We start from the raw sequence: 20,010 nt of genomic DNA on the forward strand, positions 1-20,010 counted from the left end.
ATGACTAGCCTGCCCCCGGCCATCTTCCTGATGGGGCCGACGGCTTCCGGCAAGACAGACCTGGCCCTTGAACTGGCGAGAGTACTGCCTTGCGATCTGATCAGCGTCGATTCGGCACTGGTCTATCGAGGCATGGACATCGGTACGGCCAAGCCGTCAAAGGCGTTGCTGGAAGCCTTCCCTCACCAGCTGGTAGACATTCTCGACCCCGCCGACAGCTACTCGGCCGCGGACTTTCGCCGCGACGCGCTTCAGGCCATGGCGCAAAGCACCGCCCGGGGCCGCATCCCGCTGTTGGTAGGTGGGACCATGCTGTATTTCCGGGCGCTGCTCGATGGCCTGGCAGACATGCCCAGCGCCGATCCCGCCGTGCGCCAGGCCCTGGAAGCACAGCTTGCCAGCGAGGGGCTCGGCGCCTTGCATGCCGAGCTGGCGCAAGTCGATCCGGTGTCCGCGGCGCGCATCCATCCCAATGATCCCCAGCGCATCATCCGTGCCCTGGAAGTCTACCGGGCCGGCGGCGTCAGCATGACCGACCTGCGCGCGCGGCAAATTGCGGAAAAGGGCCTCGCAGGCGCATCGGCGCAGCCGCAATTGCCCTATACTGTCGCCAGCCTGGCCATCGCGCCGGCGCAGCGATCGCTGTTGCATTCGCGTATCGCCCAGCGCTTTGAACAAATGCTTGAACAGGGCTTCGTGGACGAGGTCAGACGATTGCGTGACAGGGAAGACTTGCATCCCGGCCTGCCCTCGATCAGGGCGGTAGGGTACCGGCAAGTGTGGGAGCATCTGGATGGCGGGCTTACCGCCGCTGAAATGAAAGAGCGCGGCATCATCGCGACTCGCCAGCTGGCCAAGCGGCAGTTCACCTGGTTGCGCGGCTGGCAGGACCTCCACTGGCTCGACAGCCTGGCTCGCGACAATCTGACGCAGTCCTTGAAATACCTTGGCTCGATCTCCATATTGAGCTGAGTCTTGCGTTGCCGTCTATCCTTGGGGGAAAGCCGGTCAGCTACTATTTTTAGCAGTTTTATTATTGATCCTTAAAGGAGTGCGGCACATGTCAAAAGGGCATTCGCTACAAGACCCTTACCTGAACACTTTGCGTAAAGAAAAAGTCGCGGTTTCGATTTATCTGGTCAACGGTATCAAATTGCAGGGCACCATCGAATCCTTCGACCAGTTCGTGATCCTGCTCAAGAACACCGTCAGCCAGATGGTCTACAAACACGCTATCTCTACCGTCGTTCCTGTACGCGCCATTCGCCTGCCCAGCGCTGGCGATGCCGAGCACAATGACGCCGAGCCTGGAAACGCCTGATAGGAGCCTGCTTTGTTCTTCGAGCGCCATGGTGGTGGTGAACGGGCCATTCTCGTTCATCTGGATGGACAAGACCCTGAGGCGCGCGAAGACCCGCAGGAGTTTCAGGAGCTGGCGACCTCGGCCGGCGCCCAGACGGTCGCTTTCATCAGCGTTTCCCGACATCAGCCGACCGCCAAGTACCTGATCGGTACCGGCAAGGTCGAAGAGCTTCGCGACCAGGTGAAAACCGGCGAAGCCGACCTGGTGATCTTCAATCACACCCTCACGCCCAGCCAGGAGCGCAACCTCGAGCGCGCCTTCGAATGCCGCGTGCTCGACCGCACGGGGCTGATCCTCGACATCTTCGCCCAACGCGCCCGTACCCACGAAGGCAAGCTCCAGGTGGAGCTGGCCCAGTTGGAGCACATGAGCACGCGACTGGTGCGGGGCTGGACGCACCTGGAGCGGCAGAAAGGGGGTATCGGCCTGCGCGGCCCGGGTGAAACCCAGCTGGAAACCGACCGCCGCCTGCTGCGTGTACGCCTTCGCCAGATCAAGGCACGACTGGAGAAGGTCCGCAGCCAACGCGAGCAGGCCCGGCGTGGCCGCAAGCGCGCCGACATTCCCTCGGTCTCCCTGGTGGGCTACACCAACGCCGGCAAGTCCACCCTGTTCAACGCGATCACCGCATCCGACGTCTACGCGGCCGACCAGCTGTTCGCTACCCTCGACCCGACGCTACGGCGGCTGGAGCTTGGAGATATCGGGCCGATCGTGCTGGCCGATACCGTGGGCTTCATTCGTCACCTTCCGCACAAGCTGGTCGAGGCCTTTCGCGCTACCCTGGAAGAGTCGGCCAGTTCCGACCTGCTGCTGCATGTCATCGACGCCCACGAGCCGGAACGCATGGCCCAGGTGGAGCAGGTAATGGCAGTGCTGACCGAGATCGGCGCCGAGGGCTTGCCTATCCTGGAGGTCTATAACAAGCTCGACCTGCTCGAAGGCGTGGAGCCGCATATCCAGCGCGGCGAGGATGGCAAACCGCAGCGCGTCTGGGTGTCGGCCCGGGAAGGGCAGGGCCTGGAACTGGTCGGCAAGGCGGTGGCCGAGCTGCTCGGCGAAGATCTTTTCGTGGCCACGCTGCGCTTGCCGCAGGGGCTTGGACGCTTGCGCGCTCAGTTGTTCTCCGCGAACGCGGTGCAGGGTGAAACTCACGATGAAAGCGGCGCGAGCCTGCTGGAAGTTCGCTTGCCTCGGGTAGAACTCAACCGACTGGTCAGCCGGGAAGGCCTGGCGCCAGAAGAGTTCATTCGAGAACACACTTTGCAATAAAAGCTTTCCGGGTTGGTTTGGTCGGGAAGGGCGGCATTCTGTAGCATTGGCCGACGCGCCGTGGGCGCGTCTTAGCTTTATCTGATGGAGAGCGCTATGGCTTGGAATGAGCCGGGTGGCAACTCGAACAACCAGGATCCGTGGGGCGGCCGCCGTGGTGGCGATCGCAAGGGGCCACCGGATCTGGACGAAGCCTTCCGCAAGCTGCAAGAAAGCCTCAATGGCCTGTTCGGTGGTGGCAAGCGCCGCGGCGGCGAGCCTGCGGGCTCCAAGGGCGGCGGGCTGGGCTTGCTGGGCATCGGCCTGGCCGTGCTGGCCGCCATCTGGCTGTACAGCGCGGTCTATGTGGTTGACGAACAGGAGCAGGCGGTCATCCTGCGTTTCGGCAAATACCACGAAACCGTAGGGCCGGGCCTGAACATCTATTTCCCGCCCTTCGACCGCAAGTTCCTCGAGAACGTGACTCGCGAGCGAGCGTACAGCAAGCAGGGCCAGATGCTCACCGAGGACGAGAACATCGTCGAAGTGCCGCTTACCGTCCAGTACAAGATCACCAACCTCAAGGATTTCGTGCTCAACGTGGATCAGCCGGAGATCAGCCTCCAGCACGCCACCGACAGCGCGCTGCGCCATGTGGTGGGCTCCACCGCCATGGACCAGGTGCTCACCGAGGGCCGGGTGCAAATGGCCGGGGAAATCAAGGAGCGCCTGCAGCGCTTCCTCGACACCTATGGCACCGGCATCAGCGTGACCCAGGTCAACGTGCAGAGCGCCGCCGCGCCTCGCGAGGTGCAGGAAGCCTTCGACGACGTGATCCGGGCCCGCGAGGACGAACAGCGCGCCCGCAACCAGGCGGAAACCTACGCCAATGGCGTGGTGCCCGAGGCCCGTGGCCAGGCGCAGCGAATCATCGAGGACGCCAATGGCTACCGGGATGAAGTCGTTTCCCGCGCCAAGGGTGAGGCGGACCGCTTCAGCAAGCTGCTGGCCGAGTACCGCAAGGCACCGGACGTCACTCGCGAGCGTCTGTACCTGGAAACGATGCAGGAAGTGTACAGCAACACCAGCAAGGTGCTGGTTTCCGGCAAGGGGCAGAACAACATGCTCTACCTGCCGCTGGACAAGCTGATGGACAAGGGCCGGTCGGCATCGCCAGCGCAGCCTTCTGCGGCGCCAGCGTTGGACGCCGCCGGTCGCAGCGCGGCGGACCTGCAACAGCAGCAGCGTGAATTGCGTACGAGGGAGAGCCGCTGATGAGCAACAGATCTGTAATCGCGCTCGTGATCGGCGTGGTGGTCGCTGTGGTCTTGTGGAACAGCTTCTATATCGTCTCGCAAACCGAGCGTGCCGTGCTGCTGCGGTTCGGTCGCGTGGTGGAGGCGAATGTGCAGCCTGGCCTGCACATGAAGGTTCCCTACATGAACCAGGTCCGCCGCTTCGATGCGCGGCTGATGACCCTGGATGCCCCTACCCAGCGCTTCCTCACCCTGGAAAAGAAAGCCGTGATGGTGGATGCCTACGCCAAGTGGCGAGTCAAGGACGCGGATCGCTTCTACACCTCCACCGCCGGCATGAAGGCCACCGCCGACGAGCGCCTGGCGCGTCGCCTGGAATCGGGCCTGCGGGACCAGTTCGGCAAGCGTACCCTGCATGAAGTGGTGTCCGGGGAGCGCGATGCGCTCATGGCCGACATCACCGCCTCGCTCAACCGCATGGCGGATCAGGAACTGGGTATCGAAGTGGTGGATGTGCGGGTCAAGGCCATCGACCTGCCCAAGGAAGTCAACCGCAGCGTGTTCGAGCGCATGAGCACCGAGCGTGAACGCGAAGCCCGCGAGCACCGCGCCAAGGGTAACGAGCTGGCCGAGGGCATCCGCGCCGACGCTGATCGCCAGCGGCGTGTGCTGCTGGCCGAGGCCTATCGCGAATCCGAGGAAGTACGCGGTGACGGCGACGCTCAAGCGGCGGCCATCTATGCCAAGGCCTACAGCCAGGACCCGGAATTCTATGGGTTCTATCGCAGCCTGCAGGCATACAAGGAAGGCTTCTCCAGCAAGGGCGACGTGATGGTGCTCGACCCTTCCAGCGAGTTCTTCCGCTACATGGAACGCGTCAAGCCGTGAGCTGAGCTCCGCTGGGCAGGTCATTGCCTGGCGGGGTGAACCTCGCGCCAATCCGGTGTATGATGCGGCAGCCGGGAAATTCCCGGCTTTTTTGCGTCTGCGAGGTCGCTGACCGGCAGGCCACAAGGTTTTTCGAGGACACTGCCCCGTGGCGCCCATGCGCTATGGTTTTCGCGCCTGCGCGGCAGTATCTGCTTCACTCAAAGGCGGGCCGCGAGGCGCGCCGCCCGGAACAAAGGGGAAGGGGTAATGGCGACGGTAGACCGCTGGCTGCTGCCAGATGGTATCGAGGAAGTATTGCCACCTGAGGCCACGCGCATCGAGGTTGCGCGGCGTCAGGTACTGGATCTGTTCCAGCGCTGGGGCTACGAATTCGTCGTAACGCCGCATATCGAGTACTTGGAATCGCTCTTGGTGGGAGCCTCCCAGGACCTGGACCTGCGTACTTTCAAGGTTGTCGATCCGTTGTCCGGACGCCAGATGGGCTTCCGTGCCGACATCACCCCCCAGGTCGCCCGTATCGACGCCCATTCGTTGCAGCGCGAAGGGCCGAGTCGCCTTTGCTATGCCGGTAGTGTCCTGCATGCCAATCCCCGCGCGCTCTCCACGTCGCGCAGTCCTATCCAGCTGGGCGCGGAGCTATACGGCGATGCCAGCATTGGCAGCGACCTGGAAGTGATCAGCCTGATGCTGGCCATGCTCGAGCTTTGGCAAGTGCCTCAGGTTCACATGGATCTCGGTCACGTCGGTATCTACCGAGGACTGGCCCGCGCCGCGGGATTGTCCGGCGATACCGAGCAACGCCTGTTCGATGCTCTGCAGCGCAAGGCCACCGACGAGGTGTTCGAGCTCACCGCAGGCGTGAGCGCAGGCCCGGCCCGGATGCTTCGTGCGCTGGTCAACCTTTCCGGCGACCGCTCCGTGCTAGGGCAGGCTCGGGAAATACTCGGTGGCGCCCCCGCGCCCGTCCTGGCCGCGCTGGATGAGCTGCTGGAGCTGGCCGAGCGCCTGTCCGCGCGTTTTCCAGGCTTGCCCATGTACTTCGACCTGGGCGAATTGCGTGGCTACCACTACCACACCGGCGTGGTATTCGCCGCCTTCGTTCCAGGTGTCGGTCAGTCCATTGCCCAGGGTGGCCGCTATGATGACTTCGGCGCCGATTTCGGTCGCGCGCGTCCGGCCACCGGCTTCTCTACCGACCTGAAGACCCTCGTGACCCTGGGCCAGGCGGAAGTGGAGCTGCCCAGTGGCGGCATCTGGATGCCGGACAGCGCCGATGCCGCGCTCTGGCAGCTGGCCTGCCGGTTACGTGGCGAAGGCCAACGCGTGGTCCAGGCCTTGCCTGGCCAGGCGAGCGCGGCGGCGGCCGAGGCGGGCTGCGATCGCCAACTCATTCTGCAGGGCGGTAGCTGGCAAGTGGCACCGCTGATTTCCTGAGTTCACGCCGGCTTCGGCCGGCACCAAGTTTGCGCCAATGAGGACAAGTGTTATGGGTAAGAATGTCGTGGTCCTGGGCACCCAGTGGGGTGATGAGGGCAAAGGCAAGATCGTCGATCTGCTCACCGAACATGCCGCCGCGGTCGTCCGTTACCAGGGTGGCCACAATGCTGGTCATACGCTGGTGATCAACGGCGAGAAGACCGTGCTGCACCTGATACCCTCGGGCATCCTGCGCGAAGGCGTCAAATGCCTGATCGGCAACGGCGTGGTCGTTGCCCCTGACGCCTTGATGCGTGAAATCGCCAAGCTGGAAGAAAAGGGCGTTCCAGTGCGTGATCGCCTGCGCATCAGCCCGGCCTGCCCGCTGATCCTGTCCTATCACGTGGCGCTGGACCAGGCCCGTGAAAAAGCCCGTGGTGAACAGAAGATCGGCACCACCGGCCGCGGCATCGGCCCAGCCTACGAAGACAAGGTGGCGCGTCGTGGCCTGCGGGTCGGCGACCTGTTCCACCGTGAGCGTTTCGCCGCCAAGCTGGGCGAATTGCTGGACTACCACAACTTTGTGCTGGTCAATTACTACAAGGAACCGGCCATCGATTTCCAGAAGACCCTGGACGAGTGCATGGCCTATGCCGACCAGCTTGAGCCGATGATGCAGGACGTCACCGCCGAGCTGCACGCGCTGCGCAAGGCAGACAAGGACATCATGTTCGAAGGGGCCCAGGGTTCGCTGCTGGACATCGACCATGGCACCTACCCCTACGTTACCAGCTCGAACACCACCGCCGGAGGCATTGCCACCGGTTCCGGTTTCGGCCCGATGTACCTGGACTACATCCTGGGGATCACCAAGGCATACACCACCCGCGTCGGTTCCGGACCGTTCCCCACTGAACTGTTCGACGAGGTTGGTGCTCACCTGGCCAAGCAGGGGCATGAGTTTGGTGCCACTACCGGGCGCGCTCGCCGTTGTGGCTGGTTCGATGCCGTCATCCTGCGTCGCGCCATCGAGATCAACAGCATCTCCGGGCTATGCCTGACCAAGCTCGATGTACTCGACGGCCTGGAAACCATCCGGATCTGTGTGGGTTACGAGAACGCCGACGGCGCCGTCATCGATGCACCCACCGACGCTGACAGCTACCTTGGGCTCAAGCCAGTCTACGAAGATGTTCCAGGCTGGACCGAATCCACGGTTGGCGCCAAGACCCTCGAAGAACTGCCTGCCAATGCTCGTGCCTATATCAAGCGCGTCGAGGCGTTGGTGGGTGCCCCGATCGACATTATTTCGACGGGCCCGGATCGCAACGAAACCATCGTGCTGCGTCACCCCTTCGCCTGAAACCATCGTGCTTGACGCAAAGGGCCCTTTACCGGGCCCTTTTTCGTTTTCGTCCGTTGCCCGGCACGGGCTTTGCTGGAAACATCGAATAACACAGGTGCCAGAGTTTTAATGGCACGCTATTCGAGGACTTCCCGTGTCTGCCATCCTTTCGCTGTTACGCAGCCGTTTGCTGCGTCCCGTCTTTATTGCACTCGGCATAGCGCTTCTGGTGCAAGTGTTGGTAGCCGTGGCCCTGACACGGAGCACGGTGACTGCCTTGGAGGCAGACCTGGGCGCGCGCCTGGGTGCTGACGGGAAGCGTCTCGGCGATGAGTTGGAGCAGGCTGAGCAGGACCTTGGCGCCAGCCTGGAGAAACTCTCTGCCAGCACGCGCCAGCGCCTGGCCGCCGGGCTATCCAGTCGGCTTGGCGACGAGCAGAAGCAGGTGCGGGCCAGCCTGGAACAAAGCCTCAAGGAATCAGCCAATGACATGGCCGAGCTGTTGGCCTCGGTGGCGCCGCGGGCCATCTGGGACAACGATATTCCCACCCTTTCAGAATTCGCGCGCCGTGCCCAGCGTAATCCCACGGTGCTGTTCGTTATCTACGACGATGCCAGCGGTCAGCACTTGACCCGCTACCTCAATCGGGACAACCCGATCAATCAGGCGCTGATTGCCAAGGGGCAGGGCGAACGCCCGCTGGAGAAGGTTCTGGACGCGGCACGCAATGATCCCGCCGTCTATTACGTCGAGGCTTCCATCGCGCCCAATGGCGCGGAGATCGGCAAGGTTCGCATGGGGGTGTCCACCGCCGGTGTAGACGCGCAACTGGCCGCCCTGGACAAACGCTTCAAGGACCTGATCGCCAGCGGCGACCAGCTGGTAGGGGACAGCGTCGCCGCGGCGGCGACCGAGAGCTCCAAGGTACTGCGCGACCGTTTGCAAAGCGCCCAGGGCGCTGCCCAGGCCATGCAGGCCAATACGCACCAGGCGGTCAGCGAGGCCGCAGGGGTGCTGCGCTGGCGGATCGGTCTTGGACTGACGGTAGTGGCCCTGGGCGTTCTGCTCGTGCTGGCGGTGGTGCTCGGGCATAGGGTAGTGAGCAAGCTACGATTGCTGATCGCCGCTTTGGATGATCTGGCGGCCGGGGAAGGCGACCTGACCAAACGGGTTGCCTTGGACAGCAAGGATGAAATCGGCGATATGGCCGGTGCGGTCAACCGTTTCGTCGCCAAGTTGCAACCTATCGTGCGCGAGGCTGGGGAAGTGGCCCAGCGTACGGGACAGGAAATCGGCGCCATGACCCAACGTAGCCAAGGGGCTGATGCCGCGGCTGAGCGCCAGCGCGACGAGGTGGCGGCCAGCCTGCAGGCCTTGGCGCGCATGGCTGATGAAGCCGAGGCCGAGAGCGTGGCCATGCAGGCCGCGTTGCGCCAGGTCGCTGAGATTCGCCAGGCTACCGAGGCCAATACCAGGGCCTCCACCCAGGTAGGGCAACTGATCGAGACGCTAGCCGGGCAGGTGCAGACGGGTGCTGAAGTCATCGAGCGGCTGGCTGAGCAAAGCCAGCAAATCGAAGTCGTGCTTACAGTGATCCATGGCATCGCCGAGCAAACGAACCTGTTGGCGCTCAATGCGGCCATCGAAGCGGCGCGGGCAGGCGAAACCGGGCGCGGCTTCGCAGTGGTAGCGGACGAAGTGCGAGCGTTGGCCAGCAAGACGCAAAGTTCGACGGGAGACATCCAGGCGCACATTGGCGCGCTGCAGGCGGGCGCCCGCGAGGCGGTGACCGCCATCGGCCAGGCCGGCAGGCAAGCCAGCGAAGGGCTGTTGGTGCTACGCGACGCCGCCCAGCTGCAGCAGCGGGTGCAGGCCTCGGTAGAGCAGGTGCATGCTGCCATCGACCTGGCCACCCGCGCGGCCCAGCATCAGGCTCAGGGCGCCCAGGCAGTGAAAGGGCGCGTGGAAGTCATCCATGCCCAGGCGGAAGAATCCGCCCAGGTGGTTCTGGAAACGACGGCCAGCAGCAAGGTGCTCGATCGCCTGGCCGGGCAGCTGCGTCGCAGCCTGGGGCAGTTCCGCGCCTAGCCCTGGCCGCGCTTGAGGTACATGCGTGTCGTCAGCAGGTAGACCGGCAGGCCGGACACCAGGATGAGCAGCGCGGCGAAGGGCGCGGCGGCGGCGAATTCCATGTTGGAGGTATGTGACCATACCTCCGTTGCCAGGGTGGTAGTTCCGGTGGGGCTGAGCAGCAGTGTGGCAGTCAGCTCTTTCATGGCATCGAGGAATACCAGGGCAAAGGCGGCCGCCAAGGCCGGGAAAATGATTGGCAGGGTTACTTTGCAGAATGCCGCCAACGCGCCGGCGCCCAGCGTGCGAGCGGCTTCTTCCAGCTGGGGCGCGGCCTTGGTCAAGGCCGTACGCACGGGACCCTGGGCCAGGGGCAGGAAGAGCAGGGCGTAAGCGATGATCAATAGCAGCGTGGTCTGGTAGAGCGCGGGCACGAAGTGCAGCGCGAAGTAGACCAGGGTCAGGGCGATTACCAGCCCCGGCAAGGCATGCAGCAAGTAAGGCAGGCGCTCAGCCCAAAGTGCCAGGGGGCCACGATAGCGCACGACCAGCAGCCCCACGGGCAACGCCAGCGCCAGGCACACGGCGGCGCCGGCCAGGGAGAGCCCCAGTGAGGACAGCATGGCCTTGCCGATGGCAAGCGCCGGGAAGGCCGCCGAGGTGCCCTGTACCAACCAGTAGCCCAGCATCACCAAGGGAACGCCGCTGCCGAGAATGGCCAGGGCCAGGCAAAAACCTTGGGCCAGAGGAATGCACCAGGCAGGCAGGCGCAGCGGCGCGGCGCGGCGAGCTACACCCTGGCCGGTCCGGACATGGCGCGCACGGCCGCGTGCCTTCAATTCAAGCCAGAGAAAGCCCATGCATAGCACCAGCAGCACGGCCGACAGCATGGCTGCATTGGCATTGCTGAATTCAAGCTCGAATTGCTGGTAAATGGCCGTGGTGAAAGTGCGCACATTAAGGATCGCCAGGGCGCCGAATTCCACCAGCATATGGAGGGCGATCAACAGGCTGCCGGCGAGGATGGCCGGCCACAACAGCGGCAAGGTCACTCGGAAGAACAGCTCTCTTCGCGTGGCCCCGAGCAGTCGCCCGGACTCTTCCAGGGAATGGTCGAGGTTGCGCAGGGTGGCTGCCACGGGCAAGAACACCAGAGGGTATTTGGACAGGCTCATTACCAGGATGGCACCGCCCAGCCCCTCGAACCCCGAGCTCAGCGAAACCCAGGTGAAGCTGGAAACGAACGACGGCACCGCAAAGGGCAGGCAGAGGATTACCCCCCACGCGCGGCGGCCCCAGAGGTTGGTGCGTTCCAGCAGCCATGCGAGCAACGTACCCGCTATCGCGCATGCCACCGTTACCCCGGCCAGTAACACGAGGGTGTTGACCAGCAGGTTGTAGACATACGGCCGCAGCAGCAGGCGGCTGATGTCGTGCCAGCCAGCCTCGGCGGCGCGGATGCTGACATAGGCCAACGGTAGCAGGCTCAGCCCCACCAGCAGGAGCACCGGTGCCACCAGCCAGGCGGAAGGCCTTTTTACCGGGATGTTTCGCCCAGCCCGGGTTGGCGAGGGAAGCGGTGCCTGGGCGGTCATCAGTTCAGGCCGACGTCGCGTTCGAGATCCAGGGCTTCTTCAGCATTGCCGATCTGCGCTGGCGTGATATCCGGCGCCTCCAGCTCTTCGAAGGGCTTGAGGCCCTGGTCAGAAACCATGCCCTTGCGCAGCGGGTATTCAGCCTGTGCCCGGGTGATCACCCGCTGGCCTTCCTCGCTGGTCATCCAGGCCAGCAGTTGCTGGGCTTGCTGGGGATGCTTGCTGGCCTTGACCACGGCCGCGCTGGAAATGCTCACCAGGGCGCCGGGGTCTTTGTTCTTGAAGTAGTACAGGCGCGATTTCAGGTCGCCCTTTTCTTTCTTCAAGGCGTACCAGTAATAGTTGTTCACCAGCACAGCGGCGATTTCGCCATTTTCGACGGCCTTGATAGCCACCATGTTATTGGCGTAGGTCTTGCCGTAGGCCTTCAGGCCGGTCAGCCACTCTTCGGCGGCTTCTTCGCCCTTGAGCCGCAACACGGCCACGGCTTGTTCCTGGAAGGCGCCACTGGTGGGAACGAAGCCGATCTTGCCGTTCCATTGGGGCTGGGCGAAATCCATGACCGTAGGCGGGAGGTCCTTTTCATCGACCAGGCTGGGGTTGTAGGCCACGACCCGTACCCGCGCGGTGATGCCGATCCAGGTGCCATCCTGAGCCACGTATTCCGGTGGCAAGGCGTCCAGGGTCGCCTTGTCAGTCACGGCCAGGAAGCCTTTTTCACCCAGGGCATTGAGCGGCGGCGACTCTTCGCTGTAGATCACGTCAGCGGGCGAGCGATCGCCTTCCTCCATGATCTGGCTAGCCAACTGGTTGCTGCTGCCCTTGCGCACATTCACGTGAATGCCGGTACTGGCTTCGAAGGCCTTGGCAATGGCCTCGCCCAGTTCTTTATGCTGGCCGTTGTACAGCGTCAGGGTAGGGGCATCCGCGGCTTGGGCAGTACCCAGGCATAGGGCCAGCGCCAGGGTTGGCAAGGCACACAAACGCAGGAAAGCAATGCGCGTTGACATCCGGGCGTATCTCCTCGTTACGAAAATGATGGCGAGTATAAAGGAGATCGCTTCTCAGATGCGGACATGAGGGGGCTTGCTGTTTCCCATGCCCACAAAAAAGCCCGCATCTGGGCGGGCTTTTTTTACAGCGATAACGCTTGAATATGGTGCCCAGGAGAAGACTCGAACTTCCACGGCCGTAAAGCCACCAACACCTGAAGCTGGCGTGTCTACCAATTTCACCACCTGGGCATATCGAGGACTGGCGTCTTCGATGGCGCGCACTATACGGCAGCGCCAATGCACTGTAAAGCCCTTATTGGAAAGAAAGGCAGCAGTCCAGTTTTGGCTCTAACGCAAAAGCCCGCTTTCGCGGGCTTTTGGAATCACGAGGACTCAGGTAGGCTCGTGTCTGAATATGGTGCCCAGAAGAAGACTCGAACTTCCACGGCCGTAAGGCCACCAACACCTGAAGCTGGCGTGTCTACCAATTTCACCATCTGGGCATATCGACCACTTGCGTCGTCGATGGCGCGCACTATACGGTCGTCACCATAAGGTGTAAACCCCTGAAAGCAAAAAAATTCCGGTTCGTCGTCTCTTGATTGCCAAAGGCTGGAATTTCCGGTTTTCCCGGGGGTATGCCAAACTAACTTGCATATCACACAAGGTGAACACTCTCTAATGGCCGATTGGCAGTCCCTCGATCCCGAGGCCGCTCGTGAAGCGGAAAAATACGAAAACCCCATCCCTAGCCGTGAACTGATTCTGCACCACCTCGGCGAGCGCGGTTCCCCTGCGAGCCGCGAGGAGCTGGTGGAGGAATTCGGCCTGGAGACTGAGGACCAGATTGAAGCCCTGCGCCGCCGGTTGCGTGCCATGGAGCGCGACGCCCAGCTTATCTATACGCGGCGGGGCACCTACGCGCCGGTGGACAAGCTGGACCTGATCGCCGGCCGGGTCAGTGGTCACCGCGACGGCTTCGGCTTCCTCATTCCCGATGACGGCAGCGACGATCTTTTCCTGAGCCCGGCGCAGATGCGTCTGGTCTTCGATGGCGATCGTGCCTTGGCCCGGGTTTCCGGCCTGGATCGCCGTGGCCGCCGCGAAGGCGCCCTGGTCGAAGTGGTCAGCCGTGCCCATGAAACCATCGTGGGCCGCTACTTCGAGGAAGGCGGCATCGGCTTCGTACAGGCCGACAACCCCAAGGTCCAGCAGGAAGTGCTGGTGACCCCGGGCCGCAATGGCGGCGCCCGCATCGGCCAGTTCGTGGAAATCAGGATCACCCACTGGCCCACCGCGCGCTTCCAGCCCCAGGGCGACGTGGTAGAGGTGCTCGGCAACTACATGGCCCCCGGGATGGAAATCGACGTGGCGCTGCGCAGCTACGACATTCCCCATGTATGGCCGGAAGCGGTGGAGAAGGAAGCCGCGCGGCTCAAGCCGGAGGTGGAAGAGAAGCACAAGGCCAACCGGGTGGATTTGCGCCACCTGCCTTTCGTGACCATCGACGGTGAGGATGCCCGCGATTTCGACGATGCGGTGTATTGCGAGCCGAAAGGTCGCATCAAGATGTTTTCCGGGGGCTGGCGGCTGTATGTGGCCATTGCCGATGTGTCCAGCTATGTGAAGATCGGTTCGGCACTGGATGACGAGGCCCAGGTGCGGGGCAACTCGGTGTATTTCCCGGAGCGGGTGATCCCCATGCTGCCCGAGGAGCTGTCCAACGGGCTGTGTTCCTTGAACCCCCACGTCGACCGCCTGGCCATGGTCTGCGAGATGACCATCTCCAAGTCAGGACAGATGGTCGACTACAAGTTTTACGAGGCGGTGATCCACTCACATGCGCGCCTGACCTACAACAAGGTCAGCACCATGCTGGAACACTCGCGTACCGCCGAGGCCAAGGCCCTGCGCGGTGAGTACGGCGAAGTGCTGCCGCATCTCAAGCAGCTGTATGCGCTTTACCAGGTGTTGCTGGCGGGCCGTCATGCCCGTGGCGCCATCGACTTCGAAACCCAGGAAACCCGTATCATCTTCGGTAGCGAGCGCAAGATCGCCGAAATTCGCCCGACGACTCGCAACGATGCCCACAAGCTGATCGAGGAATGCATGCTGGCGGCCAACGTGGCCACCGCCGAGTTCCTGCAAAAGCATGAGATTCCCGCGCTTTATCGCGTTCACGACGGCCCGCCGCCAGAGCGCCTGGAGAAGCTGCGTACCTTCCTCGGCGAGCTGGGGTTGTCCCTGCATAAAGGCAAGGACGGCCCATCGCCCAAGGACTACCAGGCTTTGCTCGAAGGCATCAAGGATCGCCCGGACTTCCAGCTTATCCAGACGGTGATGCTGCGCTCATTGAGCCAGGCGGTGTATACGTCCGAGAACCAAGGCCACTTCGGCTTGAATTACCCGGCCTATACCCACTTCACCTCGCCGATTCGCCGCTATCCGGACCTGCTCGTGCATCGGGCCATCCGCAGCGTGATCCGCTCCAAGCGTGAAACGCCCCATGTGGTGCGCGCCGGCGCGGCGCCTATGCCCAAGGCTCGCATCTACCCTTATGACGAGGCCGCGCTGGACCAGCTTGGCGAACAGTGCTCGATGACCGAGCGCCGGGCCGACGAGGCCACCCGTGACGTGGTCAACTGGCTCAAGTGCGAGTTCATGAAAGACCGGGTAGGCGAGGTATTCCCGGGTGTGATCACGGCCACGACCGGCTTCGGCATCTTCGTGGAGCTGACCGATATCTACATCGAAGGCCTGGTGCACGTCACCGCGCTGCCCGGTGATTACTACCACTACGACCAGGTCCATCATCGGCTCACCGGCGAGCGTACCGGCCGTAGCTTCCGCCTGGGCGACAGCGTGCAGGTCCGGGTCATGCGCGTTGACCTGGATGAGCGCAAGATCGACTTCGAACTGGCAGACAAGCAGGCCGAAAAGCCTGGCGCTCGCGCCGGGGGCAGCGCTGGTCGCAGGTCCGCCAAGGCCGGCGCCGCGCCGGCACCCGCCAGCGTGCCGGTGGCTGAACCCGCGCAGCCGCGCAAGCGCAAGGCTGGCAAGGATCCTGCCGTGGACGATGCCTACCGCGCCTCCCATGCGGCGGCCAACAATGCGGAAGTACGCAAAAGCCGGGAAATGAAGAAAGCGCTGATGAGCGAGGCGCGACACAGCCCGGCGAAGGCGGGCGCCGACAAGCCCACCAAGCATCGCAAGGGGCCTTCCAAGGCAGGCTCGCGCAAGACCAAGGCCAAATCATGAGTCAGTTGGAAAAGATCTACGGTGTTCATGCCGTGGAAGCGTTGCTGCGGCATCACCCGCGCCGGGTCAAGCAGATCTGGCTGTCGGAGGGGCGCAGTGAACCCCGCCTGCAAACTCTGCTCGAGCTGGCCGGCCAGCACCGGGTGGCGGTGGGTGCCGCCGAGCGCAAGGAGCTCGACGCCTGGGTCGAAGGCGTGCACCAGGGCGTGGTGGCGGAAGTGAGTCCTAGCCAGGTCTGGGGCGAAGCCATGCTCGACGAGCTGCTCGACCGTCACGAGGGTCATCCGCTGCTGCTGGTACTCGATGGCGTCACTGACCCGCACAACCTTGGCGCCTGCCTGCGCACCGCGGATGCCGCGGGCGCGCTGGCCGTGATCATCCCCAAGGACAAGGCCGCCACCCTTACCCCGGTGGTGCGCAAAGTGGCCTGTGGCGCCGCCGAGGTGATTCCGTTGGTAGCGGTGACCAACCTGGCCCGCAGCCTGGAGAAACTCCAGCAGCGCGGCTTGTGGATCGTCGGAACCGCTGGCGAGGCGGAGAAAGAGATCTACCAGCAGGACCTCACCGGCCCGCTGGTGCTGGTGATGGGCGCCGAAGGCAAGGGCATGCGCCGCTTGACCCGCGAGCATTGCGATCACTTGGTGAAACTGCCCATGGCCGGCAGCGTCAGCAGCCTGAATGTATCGGTAGCCACGGGCGTGTGCCTGTTCGAAGCCGTGCGCCAGCGCAAGGGCTGATTGACTCAAGTGAATCGGTGGTCAGTTGGCGCTGGGTGTGGAAGGCATGCCTAATCGCCGGCTGGTCAAATATTCGCCAATTGCCTTGCGCTCATTCAGGCCCTTCTCTACAATTGCGCCCCTTGCCCGGACGGCAGGTTCTCGATGCCCATCCAGGCAATGCACCCGTAATTATTCACTCCTTGTCTGACCGGTTTCCCGGCAGGCTACAACCCGTAAGGAGCATTCATGCGTCATTACGAAATCATCTTCCTGGTCCACCCGGATCAGAGCGAGCAAGTCGGCGGCATGGTCGAGCGTTACACCAAGCTGATCGAAGAAGACGGTGGCAAGATCCACCGCCTGGAAGACTGGGGCCGTCGCCAGCTGGCCTACGCCATCAACAACGTTCACAAGGCTCACTACGTGATGCTGAACGTGGAGTGCACCGGCAAGGCCCTGGCCGAGCTGGAAGACAGCTTCCGTTACAACGATGCCGTTCTCCGTAACCTTGTGATCCGTCGCGACGAAGCTGTCACCGGCCCGTCCGAAATGCTCAAGGCTGAAGAAAACCGCAGCGAGCGCCGTGAGCGTCGTGACCGTCCTGAGCAAGCTGAAAGCGCCGACGGCGAAGACAGCGACAACAGCGACAGCAGCGATAACGCTGACGAGTAATCCACGGATCTTTAGAGGAGCCTGTTAAATGGCACGTTTCTTCCGTCGTCGTAAATTCTGCCGCTTCACCGCAGAAAACGTAAAAGAGATCGACTACAAAGATCTCAACACCCTGAAAGCTTACGTCTCCGAAACCGGCAAGATCGTTCCTAGCCGTATCACGGGTACCAAGGCTCGTTATCAGCGTCAGCTGGCCACCGCTATCAAGCGCGCCCGCTTCCTGGCCCTGCTGCCTTACACCGACAGCCACGGCCGCTGATACCGGGCTTCGTCGACTGGCAGTAAAGGATAGAGCGCATGCGTGCCTTGGCTGATTTCATCATGCGGGGTCGTATGCAGGCCGCCCTGGTGGTGGCTGGATGTGCGGCATTGCCGCTGTTGTTCTGGATGAGTGCCGCTGCGGGTTGCCTTGTGCTCCTGCGACGGGGGCTGAACGACGCCATGGGCGTCCTGGCCTGGGGAGTACTGCCGGCGTTGGTCTGGTGGTATTTCGGCGAACCGCGCACCTTGATGGTGTTGCTGGGCTCGCTGGGGCTCGCGGTGTTTTTGCGCGCGGGCTGGCCCTGGAGCAGGGTGCTGTTGGCGAGCGTGGCCCTGGGTGTGGTGTACGGCGTGGTACTGGGCGTCGCCTTTGGCGAGGCGCTGAACCAGCTGGCGGTGGCGATGAACAAACATCTGCCCAACCTGCTCGGGGATATCTACCAGCGGCTTTCGCTGGAAGAACAAGCCCACCTGGAGGCGCTGATAGCGCCGGTGCTCATCGGTTTGATAGCAGCCCTGCTGCAGGCCGTCAGCCTGTTGGCCCTGATGCTGGGGCGTTACTGGCAGGCCGTGTTGTTCAACCCCGGCGGTTTCGGGCGTGAGTTTCGCGCCACGCGAATCCCCGGTGCCGTGGCGCTGGCGCTGCTGGCGTGCATGTTGGTGGGGCCGCACTTCGGCCCTCAGGTGGCGATGTTGACGCCCATCTGCAGCGTGCCGCTGATGTTCGCCGGTTTCGCCCTGGTGCATGGGCTGGCCGCTCGCGGCAAGCTCGGGCGCTTCTGGCTGGTGGGGTTGTACGTCACGTTCCTGCTGTTCATACAGCTGGCCTATCCGTTGCTCGTGGTCATGGCCATGGTCGACAGCCTGATTGATTTTCGCGGCCGCCTGGCCCCTGAAAAGGGAAGCGACCAGGGTTCCGCGAACGGTGAAGGTTAAAGTTAAGAGGTTAATACCAAATGGAACTGATCCTGCTGGAAAAAATCGCCAACCTGGGCAACCTGGGCGACAAGGTAAACGTAAAGGCTGGTTACGGTCGTAACTACCTGCTCCCGCAAGGCAAGGCTACCGCCGCGACCGAAGCCAACCTGGCTGCGTTCGAAGCCCGCCGCGCCGAGCTGGAAAAAGCAGCTGCCGACAAGAAAGCTTCCGCTGAAAGCCGCGCCGCTCAACTGGCCGAGCTGGAAGTCACCATCACCGCCACCGCTGGCGATGAAGGCAAGCTGTTCGGTTCGATCGGTACTCACGACATCGCTGACGCCCTGACCGCCTCCGGCGTGGAAGTGGCCAAGTCCGAAGTTCGTCTGCCGAACGGCACCATCCGTAACGTCGGTGAATACGATGTTGCCGTGCACCTGCACAGCGACGTCGAAGCTACCGTTCGCGTTGTGGTGGTAGCTGCCTAAGCGACTGGCTGGCCCTGCGCCAGCCGTCCGCTCGATAGGGGGCACGGCCCTGCCTTGGCAGGTCGTGCCCTTTGTCTTTGATCCGTGACACTACAGATTCCAGTGGTTATGAACGAGATTTCAACGCCCGAGCAATACGACCTGCAAACCGCCGCGCTCAAGGTGCCGCCTCATTCCATCGAGGCTGAACAAGCCGTGCTCGGTGGCTTGATGCTGGATAACAATGCCTGGGAGCGTGTGCTGGACCAGGTTTCGGATGGTGACTTCTATCGCCATGACCATCGCCTCATCTTCCGTGCCATCGCTCGGCTGGCTGACCAGAACCTTCCGTTCGACGTGGTCACCCTGCACGAGCAACTGGACAAGGAAGGGCAGAGCAGTCAGGTAGGCGGCCTGGCCTATCTTGGCGAACTGGCCAAGAACATCCCCTCGGTGGCCAATATCAAGGCTTACGCACAGATCGTGCGTGAGCGCGCTACCCTGCGCCAGTTGATCAGTATCAGCAACGACATCGCTGACAGCGCCTTCAACCCGCAGGGGCGCAATGCCTCGGAGATTCTAGACGAGGCCGAACGGCAGATCTTCCAGATCGCTGAAGCACGCCCCAAGACCGGCGGCCCGGTAGGCGTCAACGACCTGTTGACCAAGGCCATCGACCGTATCGATACCCTGTTCAACACCGACCAGGCGATCACTGGATTGTCTACCGGCTATGCGGACCTGGACGACAAGACCAGTGGCCTGCAACCGGCGGACCTGGTGATCGTGGCGGGCCGTCCGTCCATGGGCAAGACGACCTTCGCCATGAACCTGGTGGAGAACGCAGTTCTGCGCAGCGACAAGGTCGTGCTGGTGTACTCCCTGGAAATGCCAGGAGACTCGCTGGTGATGCGTATGCTTTCGTCCCTGGGCCGGATCGACCAGACCAAGGTCCGTACCGGCCGGCTGGACGACGATGATTGGCCTCGGTTGACCTCGGCGGTGAACCTGCTCAACGACCGCAAGCTGTTCATCGACGACACGGCGGGCATCAGCCCCTCGGAAATGCGCGCCCGCACCCGGCGGATCGTGCGTGAGCATGGCGAAATCGCCATGATCATGATCGACTACCTGCAGCTGATGCAGATCCCAGGGTCCAGCGGCGACAACCGCACCAACGAGATCTCCGAGATCTCCCGCTCGCTCAAGGCCCTGGCCAAGGAATTCAACTGCCCGGTCATTGCCTTGTCACAGCTCAACCGCTCCCTGGAGCAGCGCCCGAACAAGCGTCCGGTGAACTCCGACCTGCGTGAATCCGGCGCTATCGAACAGGACGCCGACGTGATCATGTTCGTGTATCGGGATGAGGTCTATCATCCGGAAACCGAGCACAAGGGGATTGCCGAGATCATTATCGGCAAGCAGCGTAACGGCCCGATCGGTACGGTTCGCCTTGCCTTCATCGGGAAGTATACGAGGTTCGAGAACCTGGCGCCGGGCAGCTACCAGTTCGACGACGAGTAAGGAGGAAATAG

The 20,010-nt window shown here is 62.8% G+C and carries 17 protein-coding genes, 2 tRNA genes and 1 pseudogene; 16 read left to right on the forward strand and 4 right to left on the reverse strand.

The window, feature by feature from the left end; genetic code table 11:
- From miaA to ACP691_RS14810, 9 genes and pseudogenes are all read left to right on the forward strand, one after another.
- The gene (miaA, locus tag ACP691_RS14770) at window positions 1-972 is read left to right on the forward strand and encodes a tRNA (adenosine(37)-N6)-dimethylallyltransferase MiaA (RefSeq protein WP_426150405.1); all 972 of its coding nucleotides are present in this window, start codon (window positions 1-3) and stop codon (window positions 970-972) included.
- 88 nt (window positions 973-1,060) lie between these two features.
- Window positions 1,061-1,321, forward strand: a complete 261-nt coding sequence (gene hfq / locus ACP691_RS14775) for an RNA chaperone Hfq (RefSeq protein WP_040260036.1) — start codon at window positions 1,061-1,063, stop codon at window positions 1,319-1,321.
- Window positions 1,322-1,333: 12 nt separating this feature from the next.
- A complete protein-coding gene (hflX, locus tag ACP691_RS14780) occupies window positions 1,334-2,635 on the forward strand; it encodes a ribosome rescue GTPase HflX (protein ID WP_426150402.1) in 1,302 nt (433 codons plus the stop codon).
- 96 nt (window positions 2,636-2,731) lie between these two features.
- Entirely contained in the window at window positions 2,732-3,889 is a 1,158-nt protein-coding gene (gene hflK / locus ACP691_RS14785; RefSeq protein WP_426150400.1) for an FtsH protease activity modulator HflK, read from the forward strand.
- Window positions 3,889-4,758: a protease modulator HflC gene (gene hflC, locus ACP691_RS14790; protein WP_426150398.1), complete on the forward strand. Its 870-nt coding sequence runs from the start codon at window positions 3,889-3,891 to the stop codon at window positions 4,756-4,758. The genes hflK and hflC overlap by 1 nt, the downstream gene beginning before the upstream one ends.
- A 249-nt stretch (window positions 4,759-5,007) precedes the next feature.
- On the forward strand, window positions 5,008-6,195 hold the full coding sequence (locus ACP691_RS14795; RefSeq protein WP_426150396.1) for an ATP phosphoribosyltransferase regulatory subunit: 1,188 nt from the start codon (window positions 5,008-5,010) through the stop codon (window positions 6,193-6,195).
- A gap of 52 nt (window positions 6,196-6,247) precedes the next feature.
- Window positions 6,248-7,540 (forward strand): adenylosuccinate synthase, encoded by a 1,293-nt coding sequence (locus tag ACP691_RS14800; protein WP_426150394.1) that lies wholly within the window; start codon window positions 6,248-6,250, stop codon window positions 7,538-7,540.
- 952 nt (window positions 7,541-8,492) lie between these two features.
- Window positions 8,493-8,753, forward strand: a pseudogene (locus ACP691_RS14805) (HAMP domain-containing protein); the annotation flags it as partial.
- A 69-nt stretch (window positions 8,754-8,822) separates the two neighbouring features.
- Window positions 8,823-9,611, forward strand: coding sequence for a methyl-accepting chemotaxis protein (locus ACP691_RS14810; RefSeq protein ID WP_426199727.1), 789 nt, complete (start codon window positions 8,823-8,825; stop codon window positions 9,609-9,611).
- Here ACP691_RS14810 and ACP691_RS14815 read toward each other — a convergent pair.
- The 4 genes from ACP691_RS14815 to ACP691_RS14830 all read right to left on the reverse strand — a co-directional run bounded on the left by ACP691_RS14815 (window position 9,608) and on the right by ACP691_RS14830 (window position 12,686).
- A complete protein-coding gene (locus ACP691_RS14815) occupies window positions 9,608-11,188 on the reverse strand; it encodes an ABC transporter permease (RefSeq protein WP_426150392.1) in 1,581 nt (526 codons plus the stop codon). The genes ACP691_RS14810 and ACP691_RS14815 overlap by 4 nt on opposite strands.
- Window positions 11,188-12,198, reverse strand: a complete 1,011-nt coding sequence (locus ACP691_RS14820; RefSeq protein ID WP_426150390.1) for an iron ABC transporter substrate-binding protein — start codon at window positions 12,196-12,198, stop codon at window positions 11,188-11,190. The genes ACP691_RS14815 and ACP691_RS14820 overlap by 1 nt, the downstream gene beginning before the upstream one ends.
- Window positions 12,199-12,345: 147 nt before the next feature.
- Window positions 12,346-12,432: transfer RNA gene (locus ACP691_RS14825), tRNA-Leu, on the reverse strand.
- A 167-nt stretch (window positions 12,433-12,599) separates the two neighbouring features.
- Window positions 12,600-12,686, reverse strand: a tRNA-Leu gene (locus ACP691_RS14830).
- A 178-nt stretch (window positions 12,687-12,864) separates the two neighbouring features.
- On the opposite strand from ACP691_RS14830, the gene rnr reads away from it, so the two are divergent.
- From rnr to dnaB, 7 genes are all read left to right on the forward strand, one after another.
- Window positions 12,865-15,441: a ribonuclease R gene (gene rnr / locus ACP691_RS14835; protein ID WP_426150388.1), complete on the forward strand. Its 2,577-nt coding sequence runs from the start codon at window positions 12,865-12,867 to the stop codon at window positions 15,439-15,441.
- Window positions 15,438-16,178 (forward strand): 23S rRNA (guanosine(2251)-2'-O)-methyltransferase RlmB, encoded by a 741-nt coding sequence (rlmB, locus tag ACP691_RS14840; protein WP_426150386.1) that lies wholly within the window; start codon window positions 15,438-15,440, stop codon window positions 16,176-16,178. The genes rnr and rlmB overlap by 4 nt, the downstream gene beginning before the upstream one ends.
- Window positions 16,179-16,406: 228 nt before the next feature.
- Window positions 16,407-16,832, forward strand: coding sequence for a 30S ribosomal protein S6 (rpsF, locus tag ACP691_RS14845; RefSeq protein WP_426150384.1), 426 nt, complete (start codon window positions 16,407-16,409; stop codon window positions 16,830-16,832).
- A gap of 28 nt (window positions 16,833-16,860) precedes the next feature.
- Window positions 16,861-17,091: a 30S ribosomal protein S18 gene (gene rpsR, locus ACP691_RS14850; protein WP_040260021.1), complete on the forward strand. Its 231-nt coding sequence runs from the start codon at window positions 16,861-16,863 to the stop codon at window positions 17,089-17,091.
- A gap of 38 nt (window positions 17,092-17,129) precedes the next feature.
- Window positions 17,130-18,029: a hypothetical protein gene (locus tag ACP691_RS14855; RefSeq protein ID WP_426150382.1), complete on the forward strand. Its 900-nt coding sequence runs from the start codon at window positions 17,130-17,132 to the stop codon at window positions 18,027-18,029.
- 20 nt (window positions 18,030-18,049) lie between these two features.
- Window positions 18,050-18,496: a 50S ribosomal protein L9 gene (rplI, locus tag ACP691_RS14860; protein WP_040260018.1), complete on the forward strand. Its 447-nt coding sequence runs from the start codon at window positions 18,050-18,052 to the stop codon at window positions 18,494-18,496.
- Window positions 18,497-18,604: 108 nt separating this feature from the next.
- The gene (dnaB, locus tag ACP691_RS14865) at window positions 18,605-19,999 is read left to right on the forward strand and encodes a replicative DNA helicase (RefSeq protein WP_040260017.1); all 1,395 of its coding nucleotides are present in this window, start codon (window positions 18,605-18,607) and stop codon (window positions 19,997-19,999) included.
- Window positions 20,000-20,010 lie beyond the last annotated feature (11 nt).

Source organism: Pseudomonas sp. DC3200b2, from assembly GCF_049895785.1.
In the GTDB taxonomy this organism is placed as follows: Bacteria; Pseudomonadota; Gammaproteobacteria; order Pseudomonadales; family Pseudomonadaceae; genus Aquipseudomonas; species Aquipseudomonas massiliensis.

Bases quoted from the DNA above. Each gene is read 5' to 3' on its own strand.
- miaA (WP_426150405.1), top strand. From the start codon at position 1: ATGACTAGCCTGCCCCCGGCCATCTTCCTGATGGGGCCGACGGCTTCC.
- hfq (WP_040260036.1), top strand. From the start codon at position 1,061: ATGTCAAAAGGGCATTCGCTACAAGACCCTTACCTGAACACTTTGCGT.
- hflK (WP_426150400.1), top strand. From the start codon at position 2,732: ATGGCTTGGAATGAGCCGGGTGGCAACTCGAACAACCAGGATCCGTGG.
- hflC (WP_426150398.1), top strand. From the start codon at position 3,889: ATGAGCAACAGATCTGTAATCGCGCTCGTGATCGGCGTGGTGGTCGCT.
- ACP691_RS14795 (WP_426150396.1), top strand. From the start codon at position 5,008: ATGGCGACGGTAGACCGCTGGCTGCTGCCAGATGGTATCGAGGAAGTA.
- ACP691_RS14800 (WP_426150394.1), top strand. From the start codon at position 6,248: ATGGGTAAGAATGTCGTGGTCCTGGGCACCCAGTGGGGTGATGAGGGC.
- ACP691_RS14810 (WP_426199727.1), top strand. From the start codon at position 8,823: ATGACCCAACGTAGCCAAGGGGCTGATGCCGCGGCTGAGCGCCAGCGC.
- ACP691_RS14815 (WP_426150392.1), bottom strand. From the start codon at position 11,188: ATGACCGCCCAGGCACCGCTTCCCTCGCCAACCCGGGCTGGGCGAAAC.
- ACP691_RS14820 (WP_426150390.1), bottom strand. From the start codon at position 12,198: ATGTCAACGCGCATTGCTTTCCTGCGTTTGTGTGCCTTGCCAACCCTG.
- rnr (WP_426150388.1), top strand. From the start codon at position 12,865: ATGGCCGATTGGCAGTCCCTCGATCCCGAGGCCGCTCGTGAAGCGGAA.
- rlmB (WP_426150386.1), top strand. From the start codon at position 15,438: ATGAGTCAGTTGGAAAAGATCTACGGTGTTCATGCCGTGGAAGCGTTG.
- rpsF (WP_426150384.1), top strand. From the start codon at position 16,407: ATGCGTCATTACGAAATCATCTTCCTGGTCCACCCGGATCAGAGCGAG.
- rpsR (WP_040260021.1), top strand. From the start codon at position 16,861: ATGGCACGTTTCTTCCGTCGTCGTAAATTCTGCCGCTTCACCGCAGAA.
- ACP691_RS14855 (WP_426150382.1), top strand. From the start codon at position 17,130: ATGCGTGCCTTGGCTGATTTCATCATGCGGGGTCGTATGCAGGCCGCC.
- rplI (WP_040260018.1), top strand. From the start codon at position 18,050: ATGGAACTGATCCTGCTGGAAAAAATCGCCAACCTGGGCAACCTGGGC.
- dnaB (WP_040260017.1), top strand. From the start codon at position 18,605: ATGAACGAGATTTCAACGCCCGAGCAATACGACCTGCAAACCGCCGCG.